The sequence below is a fragment of the Comamonas sp. B-9 genome (assembly GCF_000410635.1).
In the GTDB taxonomy this organism is placed as follows: Bacteria; Pseudomonadota; Gammaproteobacteria; order Burkholderiales; family Burkholderiaceae_C; genus Comamonas.
Genome location: NZ_APCR01000324.1, coordinates 38,838 through 61,240 on the forward strand (window position 1 = coordinate 38,838; position 22,403 = coordinate 61,240).

Annotated in this window: 18 protein-coding genes and 1 riboswitch; of the genes, 10 read left to right on the forward strand and 8 right to left on the reverse strand. The window is 65.0% G+C overall.

Annotation, left to right across the window (positions count from 1 at the left end):
* Positions 1-245: 245 nt before the first annotated feature.
* On the reverse strand, positions 246-1,181 hold the full coding sequence (locus H928_RS0103295) for a UbiA family prenyltransferase (protein ID WP_158400446.1): 936 nt from the start codon (positions 1,179-1,181) through the stop codon (positions 246-248).
* Entirely contained in the window at positions 1,174-4,155 is a 2,982-nt protein-coding gene (locus H928_RS0103300) for a hypothetical protein (protein ID WP_021025236.1), read from the reverse strand. The genes H928_RS0103295 and H928_RS0103300 overlap by 8 nt, the downstream gene beginning before the upstream one ends.
* Positions 4,156-4,546: 391 nt before the next feature.
* Here H928_RS0103300 and H928_RS25895 point away from each other — a divergent pair, with 391 nt between their 5' ends.
* The 3 genes from H928_RS25895 to H928_RS0103315 are packed head-to-tail and all read left to right on the forward strand — an operon-like array spanning position 4,547 to position 7,052.
* Complete coding sequence (locus tag H928_RS25895) at positions 4,547-5,605, forward strand: UDP-glucuronic acid decarboxylase family protein (protein ID WP_021025237.1); 1,059 nt, start codon at positions 4,547-4,549, stop codon at positions 5,603-5,605.
* The gene (locus tag H928_RS25900; protein ID WP_158400448.1) at positions 5,535-6,449 is read left to right on the forward strand and encodes a glycosyltransferase; all 915 of its coding nucleotides are present in this window, start codon (positions 5,535-5,537) and stop codon (positions 6,447-6,449) included. Before H928_RS25895 ends, H928_RS25900 begins: the two co-directional genes overlap by 71 nt.
* Complete coding sequence (locus H928_RS0103315) at positions 6,450-7,052, forward strand: hypothetical protein (RefSeq protein WP_021025239.1); 603 nt, start codon at positions 6,450-6,452, stop codon at positions 7,050-7,052.
* 33 nt (positions 7,053-7,085) lie between these two features.
* Here H928_RS0103315 and H928_RS0103320 read toward each other — a convergent pair whose 3' ends face one another.
* From H928_RS0103320 to H928_RS0103345, 6 genes are read right to left on the reverse strand one after another with little or no spacing between them, the layout of a single operon-like run.
* Positions 7,086-7,871: an SDR family oxidoreductase gene (locus H928_RS0103320; RefSeq protein WP_021025240.1), complete on the reverse strand. Its 786-nt coding sequence runs from the start codon at positions 7,869-7,871 to the stop codon at positions 7,086-7,088.
* Position 7,872: 1 nt separating this feature from the next.
* Positions 7,873-8,910 (reverse strand): ABC transporter substrate-binding protein, encoded by a 1,038-nt coding sequence (locus H928_RS0103325; protein ID WP_021025241.1) that lies wholly within the window; start codon positions 8,908-8,910, stop codon positions 7,873-7,875.
* Positions 8,911-8,950: 40 nt separating this feature from the next.
* The gene (locus tag H928_RS0103330; protein ID WP_021025242.1) at positions 8,951-9,736 is read right to left on the reverse strand and encodes an ABC transporter permease; all 786 of its coding nucleotides are present in this window, start codon (positions 9,734-9,736) and stop codon (positions 8,951-8,953) included.
* Positions 9,733-10,479 carry an ABC transporter ATP-binding protein gene (locus H928_RS0103335; protein WP_021025243.1) on the reverse strand — a complete coding sequence of 249 codons (747 nt, stop codon included), beginning with the start codon at positions 10,477-10,479 and terminating at the stop codon, positions 9,733-9,735. Before H928_RS0103335 ends, H928_RS0103330 begins: the two co-directional genes overlap by 4 nt.
* An 11-nt stretch (positions 10,480-10,490) precedes the next feature.
* On the reverse strand, positions 10,491-11,993 hold the full coding sequence (locus H928_RS0103340; protein WP_021025244.1) for an acyl-CoA reductase: 1,503 nt from the start codon (positions 11,991-11,993) through the stop codon (positions 10,491-10,493).
* Positions 11,993-13,075, reverse strand: a complete 1,083-nt coding sequence (locus H928_RS0103345) for a long-chain-fatty-acid--CoA ligase (protein ID WP_021025245.1) — start codon at positions 13,073-13,075, stop codon at positions 11,993-11,995. The genes H928_RS0103340 and H928_RS0103345 overlap by 1 nt, the downstream gene beginning before the upstream one ends.
* A 64-nt stretch (positions 13,076-13,139) precedes the next feature.
* Positions 13,140-13,231: riboswitch (TPP riboswitch) on the reverse strand.
* A gap of 375 nt (positions 13,232-13,606) precedes the next feature.
* Here H928_RS0103345 and H928_RS0103350 point away from each other — a divergent pair.
* The 7 genes from H928_RS0103350 (at position 13,607) to H928_RS0103380 (ending at position 22,231) form a co-directional block, all read left to right on the forward strand.
* Entirely contained in the window at positions 13,607-14,419 is an 813-nt protein-coding gene (locus H928_RS0103350) for a class II aldolase/adducin family protein (protein ID WP_148293018.1), read from the forward strand.
* Positions 14,420-14,518: 99 nt separating this feature from the next.
* Positions 14,519-16,081 (forward strand): ABC transporter substrate-binding protein, encoded by a 1,563-nt coding sequence (locus tag H928_RS0103355; protein ID WP_027010502.1) that lies wholly within the window; start codon positions 14,519-14,521, stop codon positions 16,079-16,081.
* Positions 16,082-16,199: 118 nt separating this feature from the next.
* On the forward strand, positions 16,200-17,174 hold the full coding sequence (locus H928_RS0103360) for an ABC transporter permease (protein ID WP_021025248.1): 975 nt from the start codon (positions 16,200-16,202) through the stop codon (positions 17,172-17,174).
* A 14-nt stretch (positions 17,175-17,188) separates the two neighbouring features.
* The gene (locus H928_RS25905; RefSeq protein ID WP_021025249.1) at positions 17,189-18,088 is read left to right on the forward strand and encodes an ABC transporter permease; all 900 of its coding nucleotides are present in this window, start codon (positions 17,189-17,191) and stop codon (positions 18,086-18,088) included.
* Between the two features lie 26 nt (positions 18,089-18,114).
* Positions 18,115-19,785 (forward strand): ABC transporter ATP-binding protein, encoded by a 1,671-nt coding sequence (locus H928_RS25910; RefSeq protein ID WP_043338468.1) that lies wholly within the window; start codon positions 18,115-18,117, stop codon positions 19,783-19,785.
* Complete coding sequence (locus H928_RS0103375; protein ID WP_239644877.1) at positions 19,782-20,792, forward strand: glyoxylate/hydroxypyruvate reductase A; 1,011 nt, start codon at positions 19,782-19,784, stop codon at positions 20,790-20,792. Before H928_RS25910 ends, H928_RS0103375 begins: the two co-directional genes overlap by 4 nt.
* 56 nt (positions 20,793-20,848) lie before the next feature.
* Complete coding sequence (locus tag H928_RS0103380) at positions 20,849-22,231, forward strand: aspartate aminotransferase family protein (RefSeq protein WP_021025252.1); 1,383 nt, start codon at positions 20,849-20,851, stop codon at positions 22,229-22,231.
* Positions 22,232-22,403 lie beyond the last annotated feature (172 nt).

Below are 22,403 nucleotides of genomic sequence, written 5' to 3' on the forward strand. Positions count from 1 at the left end.
TTTACCAGATTCACTTTGTGAAACATCGTGAATTATCGTACAGGATGCTGGATCGGAGGGTGTTGGAAATGGGGAGATCGCGAAGTGTTGTGCTCAACATGAAGTGATCTGGACCCAGACGCACAAGCCAGCCCCCTTCCACTCCTTTGAACGCAAAACTATGCTTGTACAAGAGGGTAGTGGATGCAGAGTTGGCATGGCTGGCGTGCCCTTCCTACTTCCAAGTCCCAGGGCGACTGAAGGAGTCACCATGCAAGCCGCTCCCACAGCACCGCCCCAAAAATCAACACCCCCGTCAGTGCATACATCGCCCGGTAGCACTTTTGCAGACGCAGCAGGCTGGGGTAGCTCAGTTGCTGCTGGTAAGCCTGCCAGGTTGCCCAGACATGCAGGGGGTAGAGACAGACCGCCAGCAGCAGCGCTCTGGGCAGCAGCTGCAGCAGGCACAGAACCGCCAGCAATAGGTAGGCAGCGCTGAACAGTACAAAGGCGGCTACAAAGCAGCGCTTGGCGCCAAAGCGAACGGCATTGGTCTGGATGCCATTGAGCCGGTCGCCCTCCAGGCCCCGGGCCTCATGCACCAGGTGGCCGGCTGCAAACACCAGGCCAAAAAACACGCTGATGGCGAGACTCGTGCCATGGATGGGCACAAATGCCACCCAGCCCAGCAGAAAGTGCAGGCTGCCACCCAGCAAATGCATCAGCGAGTTCCACAGCGGCCGGCCCTTCAGCTGCCAAGGAGGCAGCGAGTACAGTGCGCTGACGGCGCAGAGCGCCAGCCCCAACAGCAGCGCCGGAGCACCCAGCGGAAGCAGCGCCAGCATGGCGCCTATAAACAGGCCCACACCCAGCCATCCAAATGGGCACCGCCCCACGCCCTGGTTCACAAAGGTATGGCCACGGCGTTGGGGATCGCGCAGGTCCGCGTCGATGCCGGCCCAGTCGTTGGCGACAAATACATGCGCCACAAACAGCAGGTTGGCGACCACCAGCCACAGGCCTTGCCAGCCTACGGCCCAGAAATGCCATTGCGCCAGGCTGCCCAGCGCCAGGATGGCGCCCATCAGCGGGGTGCCTTGCAACACCAGCACCTCCCCCAGCCTAATGCTGGCCAGCAGGCGCAGCCATCTTGGCCGCAAAGGCCGGCGGTTTTCAGCGACTGGGTGGTGCGCCTCAGCCATGGAGCCCGCCTTGGTCTTCGTTGCCAGAGCGTACTGCGCCGGTTTGCGCCTGCCCCAGGATCTCGTAGTAGAGCCGCAGCCATAGCGCATAGGCCATCTCTTGCGACCAGTAATAACGGCTGACCGTGGCAGTCAGGTCGTTGTGGTAGAAGAGCACCGGGTCTTGGCGCAGCGCCGCAAAGCCATCGGCGGCCAGGCTGGCCAGCAGCTGCGTATCGGCGGCGCGTTGCGCTGGCGAAGGCTGCGAGCGCTGCGCTGGGCTCTGATGGATGCGATCGATAAGCTCCAGCCAGCGCTGCTGGCCGGGGACTGAGGTTCTCAGGGATGCCTCAGGCAATGGCAGCGGGCAGCCGGAGCGCTGCAAGCCATCCCGCGACCAGCGCACCACCGCCGGTGCCCGCCGGTAGTACACCCACAGGCCGACATCTCCCGCCCGCTGCTGCAGTGCCTGGCACAGGGCCTGGGCGGCAGGCGACTGCACCTGGTACAGCCAGCGCAGCACATTGATCTGGATGCCGATATCGACCGGATTGGGGTCCTTGCCCGGGTCAATGCACTCGTAGTCTTCGCGCCGGGCCAACCAGGTTTGGTAGAGGCCATCGCTGCGGCGGAACTGGCGCAGCGTCGCCAGGGCCTTATCCTGCAGCGCGGAATCGTCCAATGGCGCCAGGCGCCAGACCAGGGCTGTGTCATCGGCATCCGGCGTGATCTTGCAGCCCAAGCTGCCATGGGTCGGCAGCGCGGGGTTGCCGTGGTAGCGCACCAGGCCGGTGCTTTCAATCTGCTGCTGCAAAAAATAGCGCGTGCGCTCCAGCATTGGCTGCATGGCAGCTGCCGCCGCCACGGGCGCCAGAATGTCGATGACCTGCGCATTGGCAAAGATATTCAGCTCTGGCGCGGGCTGGCTGAACACGGCAGCCTGCGTGTGCTCGGTCAGCCAATAGCCACCCTCTTGCTGCCGGTAGGCCAGCATCTGGGCCGCGTAGCGCGCCGCTTCAGACAATGGGCTACCCTTGGGAGGCGCCACAGGAGCCGGCCGGGTCACCTCAAATTCTGCACTGGCCGCCAGATAAGTCGGTGCGCCCGATACCGGCGTCACCAGCGCACGCAGCCGGTGCTTGCCCGCTGCCAAGGCACCCACCGGAAAACTCAGGCGCCAGCCTGCTGCATTCAAGGTGCCCAGCGACTGCACCACATCCGGGCGCGTGAAAAACGCCGAGCTGCTTGCCTGCACCTGGCCGCTGTCGAGCAATACCTCGACCTGCGCGGGGGTCTGCGCATCCACTAAAGCCCAGCCCGCCACATCGACGACATCGCCTGCGATCACCCGGGCCGTGTCAATCGAGCCATGCGTTCCCGGCAACATGACAACAGCCTGCGGTGTTGCGGACAGGCTGTGCACAGCGGTGGGCAACACCCGAGGTTGGGTATCTGCGCTGGCCCGCACCAGGGCGCTGAACGCGTGCTCGCCCACTGCCAAGCTGCCGCGCGGAAAGGTCAGCAACCAGCGACTCGCAGGCGCCCGGCCTGGCTCCGTATCTTGCCCCTTGGGCGGTACAAACTGGGACGTGGCAGCAGGCCAGGCCTGGCCATCGACGAGCAGGTGCAAGTCATACGGTGTGTGACCCCCAGCCAATGCCCAGCCTTCCACCACCACCTGGTCGTCATTGCTGAGGCGCACCTGCTCCACCCCACCTTGCAGCAGCCAGCCCAGATCATGCACCCACTTCGGGCGGCCGAGAAACGGCGAGTTCTGCAGCTGCCAGGCCGCACGCTTTTGCGCGGCAAAACTCTCGGCCACGGTGCTTGCACCCTGGCGTTCGATATAGGCCGCATGAGCCTGCCCGGTGTAGCCAAAGGCCCCGATGGCTTCGGCGACGACCGCTGCCGCCACCGCTAGCGTGAATGCCCTCCTGCCCCAGCCAGACAGACCCAGCAACGCGGGAGGCAGCAACCAGACCAGGATGGGCAGCATGTCGGTCAAAAAACGGCTGCCCCAGCTGATGCCCTGGATCCAGTGCGCAGCGGCATAGAACAGGATCTGCAGTACCACGGCCACCACCAGCACCATGGCCAGCAGCGGCCAGCGGCTCTCGCGCCAAATGGCCAACCCACGCAGCGGCAGCAGCAGCAAAAATGGCGAAAACACCAACAGGCCATAGACAGGACTGAACAGCAAGGCGAGCACTCCTTCGGGCAGGCCCAGCCAGGAGGCATCCGTGCTGTGGTTGACCACATAGACGTAGTAGCCGCCCATGTATGAGCCCACCCACCACAGGTTGTAGGCCAGGGTCAGCAGCGCCGGCGGCAAGGCGCCGGCCAGAAACAGCCGGTAGTGCCCCCGGGCCCATACCAGCGCATAGGCAGCAAAGCCCAGCGCAAGCCAAGTGTCGGGCTGGCGGTTGCAGGCGATCAGGCCGCATACCAATCCGTAGGCCCAGGCCCGCCTGGGGGTGCAACGCTCGCTGGTGGCAATCCACAGCGCACAAGTCACCAGCAGCTGGGCCACGCCATGCATCCACAGTGCCTGGCTGCTGATCACCCAGGTGCTGGTGCCAAAAGCATAGGCCAACGCCAGCCCCAGTGCCAAGCGGTCACTGCACTGGCGCAGCAGCAACAGGTACATCAGCATCACCGAGGCCGATGCGACGAGCGCCGCCACGAGCTTTTCCATGATGCGGGCCACCGAATCCACATGCGCAGGGGCCCAGTCCCGGTGCGACAAATACAGCGCAGCGGGCAGGTACAGGGGCGCTACCAGCAGGGGTGTGACGATGGGGTAGAGCGAGACCAGATGTCCTTGCGTGCCCCGCACCACCCAGCCAGCTTCGCCAATCTCGCCGGGCTTGCTGGGCAGCCTGCGCCCTTGTGCCACCAGGTCAGCAACGGGGTTCAGGTCCAGGCTGGCGTTTTTCCACAGCGACAGCGGCAGATAGCGGGCTGGATAGTTGTCACCAGCGCCGATTGAGCGCATATTGGCGTTGTAAACCCCAAAACAGAGCAGACCGAGCAATGCACAAACCCACATCTGCTGACCTGAGACTGGCCGGGGCTGAAGACTGGGAACAGCTAGCGGTGCCAGGGCTGCCAGTGCCTTCGCAATCAAGGTGCGAATGGAGTCAATACGCATACATGGCCGCCGCTTTAAATGCTACTACACGTTACTTTTTGCAAGCATAATTCTACGCATGAACGTCAGTGTGCACCCACTGTGATCGGCAAATCATAGAAGAAGATAGCTTAATACCGCACACTGAACTTCAAACCATTGAGATTATTCAGTTTAATTATTCATTTACCAACTGGTTAGTTTTATTTTTTAACTCTGCGCTTTCTTGGCCCACCTCCTCCACTTGCGTCCGCCCATGACAACCACGCCATCCCCCAAGCGCATTCTGGTCACCGGAGGCGCAGGTTTTTTGGGCTCCCACCTGTGCGAACGCTTGCTGGCTGAAGGCCAACAAGTGGTTTGTCTGGACAATTTCTCCAGCGGATCGCCGCACAATATTGCTGCCCTGCTTGGCCACCCCGCGTTCAGCCTGCTGCAGCAGGATGTGGTGGACCCCATTGGGCTGCTGCAGGTCGACCAGATCTACAACCTGGCCTGTACTGCCTCGCCGCAGCTCTACCAGCGCAACCCGGTGCAGACCCTCAAGACCAATGTGCTGGGCGCCATGCAGGTGCTTGATCTGGCGTTGCGCTGCCACGCCAGGGTGCTGCAGGCCTCCACCAGCGAGGTCTATGGCGATCCGCTGGTGCATCCGCAACCCGAGGGCTATCTCGGCAATGTGAACCCGATTGGCCCACGCGCCTGCTATGACGAAGGAAAGCGCTGCGCAGAGACCCTGTTTGCCGACTACCATCGTCAGCACGGCCTGTCCATCAAGATCGTGCGCATCTTCAACACCTACGGGCCGCGCATGCTCCCCGGTGATGGCCGGGTTATCAGCAGCTTCTTTGCGCACGCGCAGCAAGGCACGGGCATGGCCATTTATGGCGATGGCAGTCAAACACGCAGCTTCTGCTATGTGAGCGACATGGTTGACGGTTTGCTGCGCATGATGAACAGTGATGTCACCATCACCGGCCCGCTGAACCTCGGCAACCCCGAGGAGATCGATGTGCTCAGCCTGGCCCGAAAGATTGCCGCGCTGGCGGGAAGCGCTGCAGCGCCGGTTTTTAGCCCCCGTCAGCCGGACGACCCGCGCCAGCGCAAACCCGATATCTCCCTGGCCTGGCAGCAGCTGGGCTGGGCCCCCCAGGTCTCGCTTGACCACGGACTCAGCCAAACCTATGCCCAGTTGCAGCGCACAGCCGCCCCTGCCACCGATACCGGCCCAGACCCTGGTGCTGATGCCCTACTACGAGGACACCCTGGCCTGCCAATTTTTGCTGAGAGCGCTGCAAGCACAGCTCGGGCCTGACTGCTTTGTGCTCTTGGTCGATGACTGCTCGCTGCAACAGCCGCTGACCGCCAGCGTACTCTCTGGCGCAGGACTGCCCGGCCGCATTCTGCGCTTGCGCCACAACGCCGGCCACCAATATGCACTGGCGCTGGGCTTGCAGTATCTGGCCCCAGGCCTGCGGCCCCAGCAGCAGCTGGTGCTGATGGATTCGGACGGCGAGGACGCGCCAGAGGCTATTGCCGGTCTGCTAGCCCAACTCTCACAAGGGGCCGGCGCCATCGATGCTGTCGTCGCTGCACGGGGAAAACGCCGCGAGCGCTGGACCTTTGTCGTCTTCTACCGCGCCTACCAGCTGCTCTTTCGCCTCAGCACCGGGCGGGTGCTGGATTTTGGCAACTTCATGGTGCTGTCTGCGTCCGGCGCGCAGGCCCTCGCCACCCGCCCCAGCTTGCCCCTGCATATTGCCGCCAGCCTGCTCGCCAGCGATCTGCGCCTGGGCCGCCAAACCGTGGACCGGGCCAAGCGCTATGCCGGTGCGTCCAAGATGAACCTGTCTGCGCTAGTGGGCCATGGGCTGCGCGCCATCCGGGTGTTCAAGACCCGCCTGCTGCAGCGCCTGTGCCATGCAGCGCTGCTGCTGGCAGGCTTGGCAGCAGTATTGGCCTGGCTCAGCACCGGGCTGGCAGGCTCAGGCCTGGCGCTGTTTGGAGCCTGGGTCTGCACGGCGATGGTCCTGCTCTGCGCGTTGCTGTATGGGCTGCTGGCATCGAAGCTGGGAAACAGCTACCCCCAAGCCGACATGGCCATGGTCGCCGCCGCCATTGACGTGCCAGCACCTGATTGCAAGGCACCGGAGGCCTGAATGAAAAAGCTGTGGTTCGCGCTCCTGTCCTTGCTGGCCTACCCGCTGCTGGCAGCCCTCAGTTATCTGCTCTACATCCGGCTGCTGGCGGTCGATGTGGTGCTTTACGCCGCTCTGGCGGCTGCAGCAGTTGCGCTGGTGCTGCAGGCACTGCTGCTGTACTGCTTTCCGGCCTGGAGGGCCTTCAGCAGCCTGGAGAAATGCCAGCATCTGCTGGTTTGCGCGCTGATGGGCTACACGCTGGCCCTCAGCGTGCCCACGGTGATTGACCGCTCGTTGTCGTTCTACATTCTGGAGAAACTGCAGCAGCGAGGCGGCGGCATCGCGCGCAGCCAGATGGATCTGGTCTTCAAAGACGAATACATGCGTGAGCACCGCCTGATCGACATCCGGCTCACCGAGCAACTGGTATCGGGCACGATACGCATCGATCACCAAGGCTGCGTGCTGTTGACGCCCCGGGGCGAGCGCCTGGCGCATTTCAGCCGACTGTTCCGCCACTATGCTCTGCCGCGCCAGCGCCTGATTGCGGGCAGCTACTCTGCCGATCTGGTCGACCCTTTTGCCCACAGCCAGGCAGCGCCCGACTACCGCTGCCATTGAGTGGATTAAGCGGCTTGGGTTGCCCTCGACCGGTCAGCGCATGACCAAACCCCCATCCACCAACAACACCTGCCCCGTCATAAACCGGCTCAAATCCGATGCCAAGAACAGCACCGGCCCGGCCACATCCTCGGGGCTCGCCAGGCGGCGCAACGGGGTGGCGGCCATCAGCGATTCGCGGAAGGACTCGCGGGTTTGTGCGCTGCCCTGGGTGGGGTAGACGAGGCCTGGTGCGACGCAGTTGACGCGTATGCCAAAAGGCCCCAGCTCACTGGCCAGGTTGCGGCTAAAGCCCACGAGCGACGCCTTGGCCGTGCTGTAGTCGTGGTAGGCGACGACAGGGTGCTCGACCAGATTGCTACTGATATTGACGATGCTGCCCCGGGCGCGCTGGCGCATCTGCGGCAGCACCGCGCGGCAGACATGGAAGGCACCACCCACGGCTGCATCGAACTGCGCCTGGTAGTCGCTCCAGGCCAGTGCATCCAGCGGCTGGCGGCGTTCGGGGTCAAACGCATAGGGGCGCAAGGCGTTGTTCACGACGATGTCGATAGGCCCGGCCTCTTGCGCAATGGCCTGGGCCATCGCGTCCACCGCGGCCGGATTGCCCACATCGGCCTGCACGGCCCAGGCATCACCCCCGGCGGCCTGGCAGGCGGCCACGGTCTGGGCGGCGGCTGCCTCATTGGCCAGGTAGTTCACTGCCACCGTGGCGCCTTCGCGCGCAAAGGCCTGGGCGATGGCCGCTCCAATGCCCCGGCTGGCGCCAGTTACCAACACCACCTTGCCGCGCAGATTCAAAGCACTGCTTGGCTGCATCTCAGGCCCCTGGCAGCCAACGGCTGTCCACCACATCGGCCACCTTAATGGGCTGCTGCACCATGCCCAGCGCATGGTAGGTGTCAGCGCCCTTTTGCAGCGCAGCCAGGTCAAAGCTGCCCAGCGGCGCGGCCTTGCCCTGCACCCGCAGGGTGGGCTGGGCCGAGGCATTGCGCAGCGCAATCACATCGAGGTTGATATCGCGCTGGGTGCCGTCTATCGCGCGCTTCGTGGCCAGGGTCGCGGCCTCTTCGGGTTGGGCGATCATCCAGGCTGCGCTGTCGCGGTAGCCGCGCAAAAAGGCCTGCAGCAATGCCGGCTGCTGCTCCAGCGTCTGCCGGCGCACCACAAACATATCGCTGGAGATATTGAGATAGTCGCGCACGGGCATCACCTGCACGTCGCCCATGCCCTTGCGCAGGCCCACGGCCAGGCCGGTGTCGGTGGCGGCCGTGGCGTCGACCTGGCCTTGCATCAGCGGTGCAAAGTTCAAGAGGCCGGTCACCACAATACGCACATCCGATTCCTTGAGCCCCGCCTGGTGCAGCATCACCAGCAGGTTCTGGCGCGTGCCGCTGGCCAGGCTATAGACGCCAATGGTCTTGCCCTTCAGGTCAGCGGGGCTGCGGATGCCGCTCGAGCGCAGCGACACGACATTGAACACGTTTTGTGGATAGATATCGTAGATGGCGACCAGCTTCTCGCCCTTGTCCAGCGCCATAAAGAACGAGCCCGGGTCGGTAAAGGCCACATCGCCCTGACCGCTCAAAATGTTGCGGATCGCGTCGCCACCGCCCGCACCCGGCAGGTAGGTCAGGTCCACGCCCTGGGCTTTAAAAAAGCCCTTGTCCGGCTCGGCCAGGATATTGGTGATTTCGCTGATCGGCTTGCTCCAGCCGGCCAGGCGGACCTTGCCGCTGACGGGACTTGCAGCGCCCGCTGCGATGCCGGTGCCCGCCAGGCCCAGGCCGAGCAGGCCGGCCGAGGCGCCCAGCCAGCGGCGGCGGGATACGGGATAGGTCAGAAAAGGTGCAGACATCAGCGGTCCTTAAAAAAGCAATCGAGCAAATACCAAAAAATCAACGATGTGGGCCTGCCGGGTTGGCCGCGACCGCATGGCCGCGCAGCAACCAGCGCTCCAGCAGCAAGCAGGCCTGGTACAGCAGCAGGCCCAGCGCCGCAATCAGCAGCAGCGCGGCAAACATCAAGCTGGTGTCCATCATTCCCTGGGAGGAAATCACCACCGCGCCCAGGCCCTGGCTGGCACCCATGAACTCTGCGACGACCGCACCCACCAGCGCCAGCACCACGGCCACGCGCAGGCCCGCCAGAATGGCGGGCAAGCCTGTGGGCAGCTTGAGCCGCACCAACGTCTGCAGCCGGCTCGCCCCCAGCATGCGAAACAGCTGCAGCCGCTGCGCATCGACCTGGCGCAAGCCCGTCAAGGTGTTTTCCATCAGCGGAAAAAAGCAGATCAGCGCCGTGATCAGCACCGTGGGCAGCATGCCAAAACCAAACCACAGCACAAACAGCGGCGCCAGCGCCAGCTTGGGCACCACCTGGCTGACGACCACATAGGGCTTGAGCACGCGCTCCAGCAACACCGACTCGGCCAAGGCCATGCCCGCCAGCAGCCCAAAGGATGCGCCCGCAGCCAGGCCTAGCAGCACGGCCTGCACGGTGGCTGCCACATGCGGCCAAAAGTAGCCTGACGCAAGCCCCGTCCACAAGGCCTGTAGCACCGCCGACGGCACCGGCAGCACTAAGGCGGAAATACCACCCAGGCGCCCTGCGCCCTCCCACACGGCCAGCAGCAGCACCAACAGCGCGGCGGCCCAGAGCCGGGCTTTGAGGATCGGGTTCATGCGCTGGCCCCGTCCATCGCGGCGCGCACCTGGGCCGCATAGGCGTTAAAGGCTGCGCCATGGCGCATGGCCTGGGTGCGCGGTGTTGGCAGATCAATGGCGATATCGGCGACCAGGCGCCCGCCATGCATCAGCGCCACCCGGTCGCCCAGGTACACGGCCTCGTTGATGTCATGGGTGACAAAGAGCACGGTGGTGCCCCTCGCGCGGCAGCTGCGCAGCAGCTCATCCTGCAGCTCGGCGCGGGTGATGGCGTCGAGCGCGGCAAAAGGCTCGTCGAGCAGCAGCAAAGCCGGCTCGCAAATCAGTGCACGCGCCAGCGCCACCCGGCTTTGTTGTCCGCCAGACAACTGGCCCGGATGTTGGTGAATTAACGCAGCCAGCCCCAGCTGGGCCAGCAGCTGCTCGGCCGCCTGGCGGTCCCGCGCGGTGGGCTTGCGCTGCAGCGACAGCGGCAGCAGCACATTGTCCAGCACCGTCAGCCAGTCCAGCAAGGTGGGCGACTGGAACATCACCCCCAGCTGCGGGCCGGGTGCTACCAGGCTACCGCCAGCCCGCACAATGCGGCCCGCCTGGGGCTGCAGCAGGCCGGCGACCAGCTGCAGCAAGCTGGTCTTGCCGCAACCACTGCGGCCCAGCAGGCAGTGGAACGCGCCTTGCGCCATCTGCCAGCGCACGCCATCCACGACCGGGGCCTGGCCCGGGTAGGCAAAGCTGAGGTCCTCGATATCAATCCATGCCATCGCGCCGCCCTTCAGTCTGCGTAACGCGCCAGCGGCTGCGCAGCGGCCTCGGCAGCGGCATCGATCTCGGTCATCCGCACCAAGTCGAGCAGGCTAAAGCGCCCGTCATGGTGCCAACCGGCCTCGGGCACGCCCATGGCACCCAAGGCGCTGATGCGGGTAACGCCGGCGGCGCCCAGCAAGCCCGCCAAACGGTACAAATCCTCAGGGCCCACGGCCAGGCCGGCGGTCTGCAGGTAGTCGCGCGGGGCTGCCACCAAGGGCAGCACCTGCTCCAGGCTGTCCACCCCCACCACCACAATGCTGCGGTAGAGCGCCGTGGGCGCCAGCGGCTCCAGGCTGTCGCTATAGGCCACGCTCCAGGGCGCATCGGCCGGGCCAATCAGCTGGGGGGCGGCGCCATCATCGGCCGGCGCGCGCCACTCCAGCGACTGCTGCCAGCGCGCCATGCCGGCGCCCTCTTCCAGATCAAGCGGGCGGCGCGCAAAGCGCTGCTGCAGATTGGCCAGCTCGGCGGCCAGGTAATCGGCAAAGGCGCGGGGTGAGACCGTGGCGCCCCGCTCTACATAAAACACATGGGGCGAGTAGCAGCCCTGCTGGTCATAGCGCATGACATCCCAGGCGGCCAACCGCGCATGGGCTGGCGCTTTGACGGCATCCAGCGCCGCCCTACCCACCATGCCAAAACCCAGCTTGTGGCCATGGGGCAAAAATCGTGTCGTTACCGGCAACTGCTGGCGCAGCGCGGCCAGGGTCTGGTTGCTGCCATAGGCCATCACCGTATCGGCCTCGGCATACAGCACTTGCGCGCCCTCTGCGCTGTCGCCCGTCTGCGCGCCGCCGGGCCACCAGACCACGGCCAGGCAGTCGGCCAATGGGGGATGTACTTCCGCCAGCAAGCGCGCAAACCAGCCGGCAAACAGCGGCTCGGCACTGGCCAGCTTGCCCAGGCTGGGCGCTTTGACGAGCAGGCCGCAGACGAGGCTCCACAGCGACAGCGCCGGCACATTGCCGGCCCAGCTGTGCAGCAGCAGGCCCGGGCCATAAGCGCGCACGGCCCCGCCTTTGGTGGCAGGCACAAAGCCATCAAGTACACCAGGGTTGGCAAAATCCTCGCCGATAAAGCGCCACAGCTGGGGTGCCCTGAAAGTCTTGAACAGGCCGTTGAGCCCCAGGCGCACCATCGCCGCGTCATAACCGCAGACCAGCGGCAGGCAGGCGTCGATCTGGCGGCGATAGGGGTCGGCGGGGTCCAGCAGGCGGGCGATGGCGCGGTCAATCGCCGCCACAATCTCGGCCAGTGGCATCGGCTGCAGCTGGCGCTGCGCGGCGGCGCGCACCCGCTCGGTGAGGGCCTGCATCTGCGCGCCGGTCAGCACCGGCACCTCGACCTCCAGCTGGGCGCCCGCGCGCTCAAACACCAACACCTGCCAGCGCACCTGGTTGTCATCCAGGCCCGGCAGGTAGCCGGCCCGTAGGCGCCCGGCCATGCGCTCAGAGGCTTGCGGCTCCATCATGCACGCGCCGCTTGTACAAACTCATCCACAGCCAGCGAGCAGCCCTTGGCAGCAGCCCCTTCGGCCCGGCCCAGCAGCAAAAAGCCGTCACCGGCCCAGAGGCCCACGTCTTCGGTCAGGATGGTGCTGACCGCGTTGTAGTTGGCCAGGTCGCAGTGCACCAGAATGCCGCGCTCACCCGGCGCCACGCTGCGGCCGCTGACGGGCTCGACCAGGCGCGAGCGAATCCAGTGCGGGCCGGATTTGACCGAGGGCAGCGTGGCATTGCCGTTGTCGTAGAACTGGGTGCTCAGCTCGGTCATGCCATACATGTTGATGCACAGCTCGGGCGGCACGCCCAGCAGCTCGGTGAGGCCCGCATAAAAATCGGCCAAGGGCAGCTCACGCGACTGGCCCTTGTAGCCGCCGGTGTCCAAGATGCGGCTGCCGGCCGGCAACTGAAAGCGGCGGCCCTGGGCGCGCAGCGCATCCATCACATGCACGAGGCTGAAGCTGGCGCCCAGCAGCGCATAGGGCTGGCCGCTGCGCTCAGCTTCTTCCAGCACGGCGCAGAGCCCGGCCATATCCAGGCCCTCCGGCCCCAGAAAGTAGCGGCTCTCCGGCGTACCAAAGCTCGACTTGGCCAGCGCCAGGTAATGCGCCAGCGAGGAGTTGGGCATGGCCGCCTCATCAGGGAACAGGATGCCCATCGGCATGCGCGCGGTGCCCTGCATGAAGCGGGTGGCGAAGTGCTGCTGCATCGACAGGTCATACACCTGCAGGGCAGGATGAAAATGCCGGCCCCGTGCGGCGCGGCCGGTGGTGCCGCTGGTCATGAAGACGCGTTCGGTCGGCGATGGCGCCTCGCTGCGCAGCTCCAGCGCCTTGAAGGCATCGATGGGCACGGCCGGGATATCGCTCCAGGTCTTGACCGTGCGCGGGCTCGCGCCACGGCGCTGGCAAAAGCTGCGGAACGGCGTATTGGATGCGTATTGGTAGGCAAAAAGACGCAGCGCGAGCTGGTCAAACTGGTCATCGGTGCAGCCATCCATTGCGATGAATGCAAGCAGGTCTGCGACCAGCGTATCGGCCTTGTCCATGGAATTCCTTCGAGAGCGGTGAGGTCATGCTCCGAAGGCTCCCCCCATGCGCGCAAGGCGCCCCTGGCAGGGAGTTGGCTCTTCTTCCGCCGGAATGACCCGGTTCAAGTTCTCGGGTGTAGATCTCAGCACTGGCGTGCACCCCGGAGCAGGCGCCATCTTACCCCAGGGCTGCTGGGTTACCGCCATCCACACTGTCAAGCCAAGGCCTGCACCACGGTCAATCCAGCCACCGGCGCCAAGCCCAAACCAGGGAAAACACCAGGGCCACCGCGATGGTGCAAGCCGCCGACGGCGCAGTCGCGCATGCACCAAGCCAAGGCATTCTTTGCGGATTCCTGCACCATATCCAGGCAACGCGATAGCCACGTAACCCATTGTGGTGCTTTGCAAATTTTCTGCGCCAGGTCAAAGCGCGCATGCTGGAAATCACCTAGTCCACAACCCTTTCCATCGGCGATTCAGTCTGTTAACTTATGTCCTGTCGACAGACGACTGTCGCTAGACGACATAAATTTAACGAGGACAACAATGCTTGCAATGGCTGATGCCGACGTCCAATCCGGCTACGACAAACCGCATACCGAGAGCGAACAGCGCGTTCGCGAAGACCTGGCCGCCGCCTACCGCCTGATGGCGCATTTCGGGATGGACGACAGCATCTACACGCACATCTCGGCGCGGGTGCCAGGCCGCACGGACCAGTTCCTCATCAACCCCTTTGGCACCCTGTTCAAGGACATCACGGCCAGCTCGCTGGTCAAGATCGATGCCGAAGGCCGCATCGTCGAAGACACGCCCTACGAGGTGAACCCCGCCGGCTTTGTGATCCACAGCGCCGTGCATGCCGCGCGGCATGACGCCGCCTGCGTCGTGCACTCCCACACCGAAGCGGGCGTGGCGGTCTCTTCACTGCAATGCGGCCTGCAGCCGAGCAACCAGTGGGCGCTGCAGTTCTACAACCGCGTGGCTTATCACACGTTTGAAGGCATCGCGCTGGATCTGCACGAGCGCGAGCGCCTGGTCGCCGACCTGGGCAGCACGGCCAAGGCCATGGTGCTGCGCAACCACGGTCTGCTCACCTTGGGCCACAGCGTGGCCGAGGCCTTCATCCTGATGCTCAACCTCGACCGCGCCTGCCGCGTGCAGCTGGCCATCCAGTCCAGCGGCCAGGCCATCAACCCCGTGCCGCCCGAGGTCTGCGAGCTGACCGCCCGCCAGTACGAAAGCGGCGACACCGATGTGATGCCCGGCCAGCCCAAGCGCGCCGACCCGCATGAGCGCGAATGGCAGGGCCTGCTGGGCTTTTTGCAGCCGCCCGGCCGCAGCCACTACCGCGACTGAGGACCTCTCGACCCTTGCATGCCGCCGCCTTTGCGGCCCCACCGCCGCAAGCCCGCCCGGCCCAGGCACCCCTCGATACCAAGACAGGAAGCAACCATGATCAATCGGCGTGAACTCATCTCCTACAGCCTGGCGGGAGCCGGCCTCAGCATCGCGGGCGTGCCCATGGCGGCCTTGGCGCAGCAAACCAAGGGAACGATCAATGTGATGGTGCAGCCCGAGCCCTCGGGCCTGATGCTGGGCATCGTGCAAAACGGCCCCACCCAGCTGGTCTCCGGCTATATCTACGAAGGCCTGCTGCGCTACGACGAGAAGCTGGAGCCGCACGGCCTGCTGGCGACGGCATGGAACCGCTCGGACGACGGCCTGACCTACACCTTCAAGCTCAAGTCCGGCGTCAAGTGGCACGACGGCAAACCCTTCTCTGCCGATGATGTGGTGTTCTCGGTCGATAAGTTTCTGCGCAAGACCCATGCCCGCCTGCGCGCATCGCTGGAGCCGCTGGAGAGCGTGCGCGCCATTGATGCCAACACGGTGGAGTTCAAGCTCAAGTACCCGTTTGGCCCATTCATCAGCCTGTTCGACACCGGCTCGATGCCGATGATCCCCAAGCACATCTACGAGAACACCGACTACGCCACCAACCCGGCCAATGCCAAGCCGATCGGCACCGGCCCCTTCAAGTACAAGGAATGGGTGCGCGGCTCCTATATCCAGCTGGTGGCCAATGAGCTCTACCACACCAAGGGCGAGCCCATGGTGGAGAACCTCTACTTCCATATCATCCCGGATGCGGCCTCGCGTGCTGCGGCATTTGAATCGGGCAAGGTCGATGTGGTGCCGGGCGGTGCGGTCGAGTTCTTTGATGTGGCGCGCCTGGCCAAGCTGCCTGGGGCTGCCGTCACCACCAAGGGCTGGGAGTTCTACTCGCCCCATTCCTGGCTGGTGCTCAACAACCGCAAGGCGCCCTTTGACAACCCCAAGTTCCGCCAGGCCGTCATGTATGCGATGGACCGCGAGGCCATGGTCAAGGTTGCCTGGCAGGGTTTTGCCAAAACGGCGGCCGGCCCCTTCAACCAGCATGTGAAGTTCGCCTCTGACGATGTCACCAAGTACCCGCGTGATCTGAACAAGGCCAAGGCCTTGCTCAAGGAAGCCGGCTACAAGGGCGAAACCGTCAAGCTGCTGCCGCTGCCTTATGGCGAATCCTGGCAGCGCCTGGCCGAGATGATCCGCCAGAACCTGATCCAGGCCGGCATCAAGGTGGAGACCACCGGCACCGATGTGGCCGGCTGGAACCAGCGCACCGCCGAGTGGGACTTTGACATGGCCATCATCTATGTCTACCAGTACCCCGATCCAGCATTGGGCGTGGCCCGGACCTACACCAGCCACACGATCGCCAAGGGTTCGCCCTTCAACAACATCGAAGGCTATGTCAACCCCAAGGTGGATGCACTGTTTGATGCTGGCGCCAAGGCGCTGACCGATGCCGACCGCGCCAAGGCCTATGCCGAGGTGCAGAAGATCCTGACCGAAGAGGTGCCGGTGGCCTGGTTGCATGAGATCAACTTCCCCACGCTCTACCGCACCAAGATCAAGAACCCGATCAGCTCCGGCGTGGGCTTAAACGACAGCCTGAGCCGTGCCTCCATAGGCTAAGCATTGCTTGCGGCCCCGGCCGCAGCGCCTCTCTTCTTGCTGAACTCTGCACGCAGCCAGCCCCCACTGGCGCGTGCGGGATGGCAGCGCTTTTGTCTCGCTCCAAGGTCTCCCCGCTATGAACCGCCTCCGCTACATGTCCGTCCGGGTGCTCCAGGGTCTGCTGGTACTCATGTGCATAGCCACCGTCAACTTCATGCTGATCCGGGCAGCGCCCGGCGACCCGGTCGCCGTCATTGCCGGTGAAGCCGGCGCCTCGGACCCGCAGTTTGTCGCCCAGCTGCGCGAGCAGTTTGGCCTGGACAAGCCCGTGACCACCCAGCTGGCCAACTACCTGGGCCACATCACGCAGCTGGACCTGGGCTTTTCCTACCGGCAGCAGCGCCCGGTGCTGGATCTGATTGCCGAGCGCCTGCCCGCCACCTTGCTGCTCACCGGCAGTGCCTTTGTGATGTCGCTGATCTTTGGCGTGGCCTTGGGGGCGACAGCCAGCCGCCATGTCGGCAAATGGGTGGACAGCGCCATCACCTTTGTGGCGCTGGTGTTCTATGCCACGCCGCTGTACTGGCTGGCGATGATGGCGGTGCTGGTGTTCTCGGTGCAGCTGAGCTGGCTGCCTGGTTTTGGCTACTTCACCGTGGGCAGCGACGCCACCGGCTTTGCCCGCGCCTGGGACATTGCCCAGCATCTGGTGCTGCCCTCGCTCACCCTGGCGCTCTTTTATATGGCGGTCTATGCCCGCATGACCCGGGCCTCGATGCTCGAAGTCGCGCAGATGGACTTTGTCAAAACCGCCCGCGCCAAGGGCGTGCGCATGGGCCGCATCCAGCGCCAGCACATTCTGCGCAATGCCTTGCTGCCCATCGTTACCTTGGCGGGCATCCAGGCCGGGGGCCTCATTGGGGGTGCGGTGCTGACCGAGACCGTGTTTGCCTGGCCCGGCATTGGCCGCCTGATGTTTGATGCCCTGCTGCAGCGCGACTACAACCTGCTGCTGGGCTGCTTCCTGGTTGCAGCCGCCGTAGCGGTGCTGTTCAACCTGATCACTGATTTTGTCTACACCCTGGTCGATCCCCGGATCGAGCTGGGCTGAAACGGAGCCTTGCGATGACTGCTATTTCCGAGCCGGCCCTGGCGGCCGCTACGCCCCCCGCCAAGAACAAGCACCGATCCACCTTCTGGAGCCGCTTTTGCCGCAACCGGGGCGCCCTCTTGGGCCTGGCCATCTTGCTGCTGGTGGCGCTCTTGGTCTGCTTTGGCCCGCTGCTGGCCGCGCACAACCCCTGGGACATGGTCGAGCAACCGTTCTTGCCGCCGATGGAGCGCGCAGGCTTTGCGATGGGCACCGACACCATGGGCCGCGACATTCTCTCGGGCCTGGTGCTGGGCGCCCGCATTTCGCTGCTGATTGCCGTGATCTCCACCCTGGTGTCCCTACTGATCGGCGTGGGGATTGGTGCGATCTCGGGCTACTTCGGTGGCTGGGTCGATGCCAGCCTGATGCGCTTTACCGAAATGTTCCAGTCCGTGCCGAGCTTTGCGCTGGCCTTGGTGCTGGTGGCCATTTTTGAGCCTTCGGTCAACTCCATCATCGTGGCCATTGCGCTCGTGTCCTGGCCGCCGGTGGCGCGCCTGGTGCGCGGCGAGTTCCTGACCCTGCGCCAGCGCGACTTTGTGGCCGCCGCCCAGCTGGCCGGCCAAAGCACGGCGCGCATCATCCTGGCGCAGATCCTGCCCAATGCGGCCTCGTCCATCGTGGTGATGGCCTCCTTGATGGTGGCCACCGCCATCCTGCTCGAATCGAGCCTGAGCTTTATGGGCCTGGGTGACCCCAACCTGATGAGCTGGGGTTACATGATTGGCTCGGCCCGCACCGTGCTGCGCCAGGCCTGGTGGATGGCGGTGTTCCCCGGCGTGGCCATTCTGCTGACCGTGCTGGCCTTCAACCTGGTGGGCGAGGGGCTGAACGACGGACTCAATGCGCGCCAGGACGGGAAGACACGATGAACGCCTATTCACACGAAGCCCTGCATATGCTTGCACAAACGCCTGACCAGCCCGCCACCCCAGAGCCGGTGCTGACCGTGCGCGGCCTGGACATCCGCCTGCCGCTGGGCGCCGACCGCGCCTTGGCCGTCACCCAGGCCAACCTGCAGATCCTGCCCGGCCAGACCCTGTGCGTGGTCGGTGAATCGGGCTCGGGCAAGTCGATGATCGCCAACGCCATCATGGGCCTGCTGCCCCGCCCCAAGGTCGAGCCCGTGGCCGGCGAGATCCTGTTTGATGGCAAAGACCTGCTGAGTTTGAGCGAAGACCAGCTGCGCGAGCTGCGTGGCAGCCGCATGGCGATGGTGTTCCAGGAGCCGATGACTGCGCTGAACCCGGTGATGCGCATTGGCGACCAGATGGCCGAGGCGCTCGATGCCCACCTGCAGCTGCCCGCTGCCGACAAGCGCCGCCGCATCATCGCCGCGCTCACTGATGTGGGCCTGCCCGAGCCCGAGCGCCTGATCGATGCCTATCCGTTCCGCCTGTCGGGCGGCCAGCGTCAGCGCGTGATGATCGCCATCGCGATGCTGCTCGAACCGAGCCTGCTGATTGCCGACGAGCCCACCACCGCGCTGGATGTGACCACGCAGGCCCAGATCCTGCAGCTGATGCGGGCGCTGCAAAAAAAGCGTGGCATGGCCATGCTCTTTATCACCCATGACTTTGGCGTGGTGGCCGAGATTGCCGACCATGTGGTGGTGATGCAGACCGGTGTGGTGGTCGAAGCCGGCCCGGCCGGCCAGGTGCTGCGCAACCCCCAGCACGCCTATACCAAGAAGCTGCTGGCCGCCATTCCGCATGGCAATGTGCGCGAGACCCAGGCCAGCACGGCGCAGCCGGTGCTGCAGGTCAAGGACCTGTGCAAGGTCTACCGCACGGGCGGCGGCTTTTTGCGGCCCGCGCGCGAGGTGGTAGCTGCCGAGCGCATCAGCTTTGACCTGGGCCGCGCCCAGACCCTGGGCGTGGTGGGCGAGTCGGGCTCGGGCAAGTCGTCGCTCGGCCGCTGCATTGTGGGCTTGGCACCGTTTGACAGCGGCGAGATCCTCTTCAACGGCCAGCGCCTGAGCCCCGGCGCCGCGCTGCGCCGCCAGGCCAAGGGCAAGATCCAGATGGTGTTCCAGGACCCCTATGCATCGCTCAACCCGCGCCACAAAATTGGCTCGGCCATTGCCAGCGGCCCCATTGCCCAGGGTGTGCCCAAGGCCGAGGCCCTGCGCCGCACGATGGAGCTGCTGGAGCTGGTCGGCCTCGGCCCCGAGGCAGCCGAACGCTACCCGCATGAGTTCTCTGGCGGCCAGCGCCAGCGCATCGGCATTGCCCGCGCGCTGGCGATGGAGCCTTCGTTGCTGGTGGCCGATGAGCCCGTCTCTGCCCTCGATGTGTCCGTGCAGGCCCAGGTGCTCAAGCTGTTTGCCGAGGTGCGCGAGCGCTTTCAGCTCAGCATGGTCTTTATCACCCATGACCTGCGCGTGGCCGGCCAGATGTGCGACCACCTGGCCGTCATGCAACGCGGCCGCATTGTGGAATACGGCCCCACCGCCCAGGTGCTGGGCAATCCCCAGCACCCCTATACCCAGACCTTGATCGACGCCATCCCCTCGCTGGAGCACCGCAGCGACGAGGCCACCGCCGCAGAACACCGGAGCCGCGCATGACCGCCATGCCCAGCACCCACGCCCCCACTGCCGCCCCCCGCAGCATTGCCTTTTTGAGCAAGAGCATTGCGATGGACTTTTTGCTGCCCGCCTACCAGGCCCAGTTCCCCGGCAGCCGGCTGCTGCTGGGCGCCGAGCTGCAGGCGCTGCTCGATGCCGGCCAGCACGGCGAAATCGAGGTAGCCGTCTGCTGGCACCCGCCCGCCGCCCAACTCGCGCAGCTGACCCAGGCCGCAGGCCTGCAGCTGGTGCAATCCATTGCCGCCGGCATTGACCATATCGACACCCAGGCCCTGCCCGCCAGCACCCCCGTGTGCCGCATTGTGGACAGCACCATGGGTTACGGCATGACGGCCTTTGTCAGCTGGGCCGTCATCCACCGCCAGCGCCATATGGACCGCTATGTGGCCCATGCGGCGCAGCACCAGTGGCGCGAGGAGCCTATCATTGCGCCCAACCGTCACCGGGTTGGGATCGCAGGCCTGGGCACCCTGGGCCAGGGCGCTGCCCGCGCGCTGCTCGCCATGGGCTACCAGGTGCGCGGCTGGAGCCGATCAGCCAAGCAGGACTTGCCCGCTGGCTTGGAAGGCTTGCAAACCTTCCACGGCCAGACACAGAAGGCGGAGTTTTTGAGCGGCTGCGACACCTTGGTGTGCCTGCTGCCGCTGACCGATGAGACCCAAGGCTTTCTCGATCTGGCCTTGATGCGCCAGCTGCCGCGCGGCGCGCACCTGATCAATGTGGGCCGGGGCGCACACCTGGTCGAGGACGATTTGCTGATCGCGCTGGCCGAGGGCCAGATTGGAGCAGCCACCCTGGACACCTTCAGCGCCGAGCCGCTGCCGGCCGACCACCCTTTCTGGCAGGACCCGCGCATTCTGGTGACCCCGCATATCGCCACCCGCACCGATCCGCGCGTGATCGCCCAGCAAACCGCCCACAACTTCAGCCGCATCCGTGCAGGCCAGGCCGCCGAGGTGGCCGTGGACCTGGGACGCGGCTACTGATGCCCCTGCACCCAGCCACCGCGCAAGAACACACCCACCCGCAAGGAGATTTGGACATGAACGCAGCAGACAACACCCAAAAACGCAGCGCGCTGGACGCCCAGGACATTGGCGCCCACCTGCACCCCTACACCAACCTGGCAGCGCACGAGGACGTGGGCCCGCTGATGATCACGCGAGGCGACGGCATCCATGTGATCGACGAGCAGGGGCGAAAATACATCGAAGGCATGTCGGCGCTGTGGTGCAGCTCGCTGGGCTTTAGCCACCCGCGCCTGGTGCAGGCCGGTATCGATGCGCTGCAAACGCTGCCCTACTACCACACCTTCAACCACCGCTCCAACCCTGCGGTGGCCCAGCTGGCCGACAAGCTGATCCAGCTGGCCCCGGCACCGATGGCCAAGGTCTTCTTTGCCAATTCGGGCTCGGAAGCCAATGACACGGCCATCAAGATCATCTGGTATTACCACAACGCCATTGGCAAGCCGGCCAAGAAAAAGATCCTTTCGCGCCAGCGCGGCTACCACGGCGTGACGGTGGCGGCCGCCAGCCTGACCGGCCTGCCCGCCAACCACCAGGATTTTGACCTGCCCATTGCGCGCATCGGCCATGTGGAATGCCCGCACCACTACCGCTATGCCAACCCCGGCGAGAGCGAGGCCGACTTTGCCACCCGCCTGGCCGATGCACTGGAGCAGCGCATTCTGCAAGAAGGGCCTGAGACCGTGGCCGCGTTCATTGCCGAGCCGATGATGGGCGCCGGCGGCGTCATTGTGCCACCCGAGACCTATTTTGAAAAAATCCAGGCCGTGCTGCGCAAGTACGAGGTGCTGATGGTGGCCGACGAGGTCATCTGCGGCTTTGGCCGCACCGGCCAGATGTTTGGCTCGCACACCTTTGGCATCCAGCCCGACATCCTCACCTGCGCCAAGGCGCTGTCTTCGGGCTATGTGCCGATCTCGGCGGTGATGGTCGCCCCCAAGATCTACGAGGCCATGGCCGCCAACAGCGGCAAGATCGGCACCTTTGGCCACGGCTATACCTATTCCGGCCACCCGGTGGCGGCCGCTGTGGCGCTGGAGACGCTCAAGGTCTATGAGGACGAGCAGATTCTGGCCCATGTCAACCAGCTGAGCCCGATTTTCCAAGGCCGGCTGCGCGGCTATCTGGAGCGCGCCTATGTGGGCGAGGCCCGGGGCGTAGGCCTGATCGGCGCCATCGAGCTGGTAGCAGACAAGGCCACGCGCCAGCCCTTTGACCCTGCGCTGAAGCTGGGCTACCGCCTGGCCCAGTACGCGCAGGAAGAAGGCCTGATCGTGCGCGCCATGGGCGACGCCGTGGCGCTGTGCCCGCCGCTGATCATCACCGAGGCCGAGATGGCCGAGATGTTTGCCCGCCTGGACCGCGCGCTGGACAAGCTGCAGGCCACCCTGCCATGAGCGCCACCATGCAAGCCTTCTACAGCCCCGATCAAGCGCTGCACCCCCCCAGCCAGTTCATGCGCCTGGGCAAGCTGGTGCCCGCGCCCGATCTGCCCAGCCGCGCCGAGACCCTGGCCGATGCGCTGCAACAGGCGGGCCTGGCCGTCAGCGCGCCGCCCGACCTGGGCCG

What these genes read in the sequence shown, in the direction of transcription:
- H928_RS0103295 (WP_158400446.1), bottom strand. Translation starts at nt 1,181, where the DNA reads ATGGCTGAGGCGCACCACCCAGTCGCTGAAAACCGCCGGCCTTTGCGG.
- H928_RS0103300 (WP_021025236.1), bottom strand. Translation starts at nt 4,155, where the DNA reads ATGCGCTCAATCGGCGCTGGTGACAACTATCCAGCCCGCTATCTGCCG.
- H928_RS25895 (WP_021025237.1), top strand. Translation starts at nt 4,547, where the DNA reads ATGACAACCACGCCATCCCCCAAGCGCATTCTGGTCACCGGAGGCGCA.
- H928_RS25900 (WP_158400448.1), top strand. Translation starts at nt 5,535, where the DNA reads ATGCCCTACTACGAGGACACCCTGGCCTGCCAATTTTTGCTGAGAGCG.
- H928_RS0103315 (WP_021025239.1), top strand. Translation starts at nt 6,450, where the DNA reads ATGAAAAAGCTGTGGTTCGCGCTCCTGTCCTTGCTGGCCTACCCGCTG.
- H928_RS0103320 (WP_021025240.1), bottom strand. Translation starts at nt 7,871, where the DNA reads ATGCAGCCAAGCAGTGCTTTGAATCTGCGCGGCAAGGTGGTGTTGGTA.
- H928_RS0103325 (WP_021025241.1), bottom strand. Translation starts at nt 8,910, where the DNA reads ATGTCTGCACCTTTTCTGACCTATCCCGTATCCCGCCGCCGCTGGCTG.
- H928_RS0103330 (WP_021025242.1), bottom strand. Translation starts at nt 9,736, where the DNA reads ATGAACCCGATCCTCAAAGCCCGGCTCTGGGCCGCCGCGCTGTTGGTG.
- H928_RS0103335 (WP_021025243.1), bottom strand. Translation starts at nt 10,479, where the DNA reads ATGGCATGGATTGATATCGAGGACCTCAGCTTTGCCTACCCGGGCCAG.
- H928_RS0103340 (WP_021025244.1), bottom strand. Translation starts at nt 11,993, where the DNA reads ATGGAGCCGCAAGCCTCTGAGCGCATGGCCGGGCGCCTACGGGCCGGC.
- H928_RS0103345 (WP_021025245.1), bottom strand. Translation starts at nt 13,075, where the DNA reads ATGGACAAGGCCGATACGCTGGTCGCAGACCTGCTTGCATTCATCGCA.
- H928_RS0103350 (WP_148293018.1), top strand. Translation starts at nt 13,607, where the DNA reads ATGCTTGCAATGGCTGATGCCGACGTCCAATCCGGCTACGACAAACCG.
- H928_RS0103360 (WP_021025248.1), top strand. Translation starts at nt 16,200, where the DNA reads ATGAACCGCCTCCGCTACATGTCCGTCCGGGTGCTCCAGGGTCTGCTG.
- H928_RS25905 (WP_021025249.1), top strand. Translation starts at nt 17,189, where the DNA reads ATGACTGCTATTTCCGAGCCGGCCCTGGCGGCCGCTACGCCCCCCGCC.
- H928_RS25910 (WP_043338468.1), top strand. Translation starts at nt 18,115, where the DNA reads ATGCTTGCACAAACGCCTGACCAGCCCGCCACCCCAGAGCCGGTGCTG.
- H928_RS0103375 (WP_239644877.1), top strand. Translation starts at nt 19,782, where the DNA reads ATGACCGCCATGCCCAGCACCCACGCCCCCACTGCCGCCCCCCGCAGC.
- H928_RS0103380 (WP_021025252.1), top strand. Translation starts at nt 20,849, where the DNA reads ATGAACGCAGCAGACAACACCCAAAAACGCAGCGCGCTGGACGCCCAG.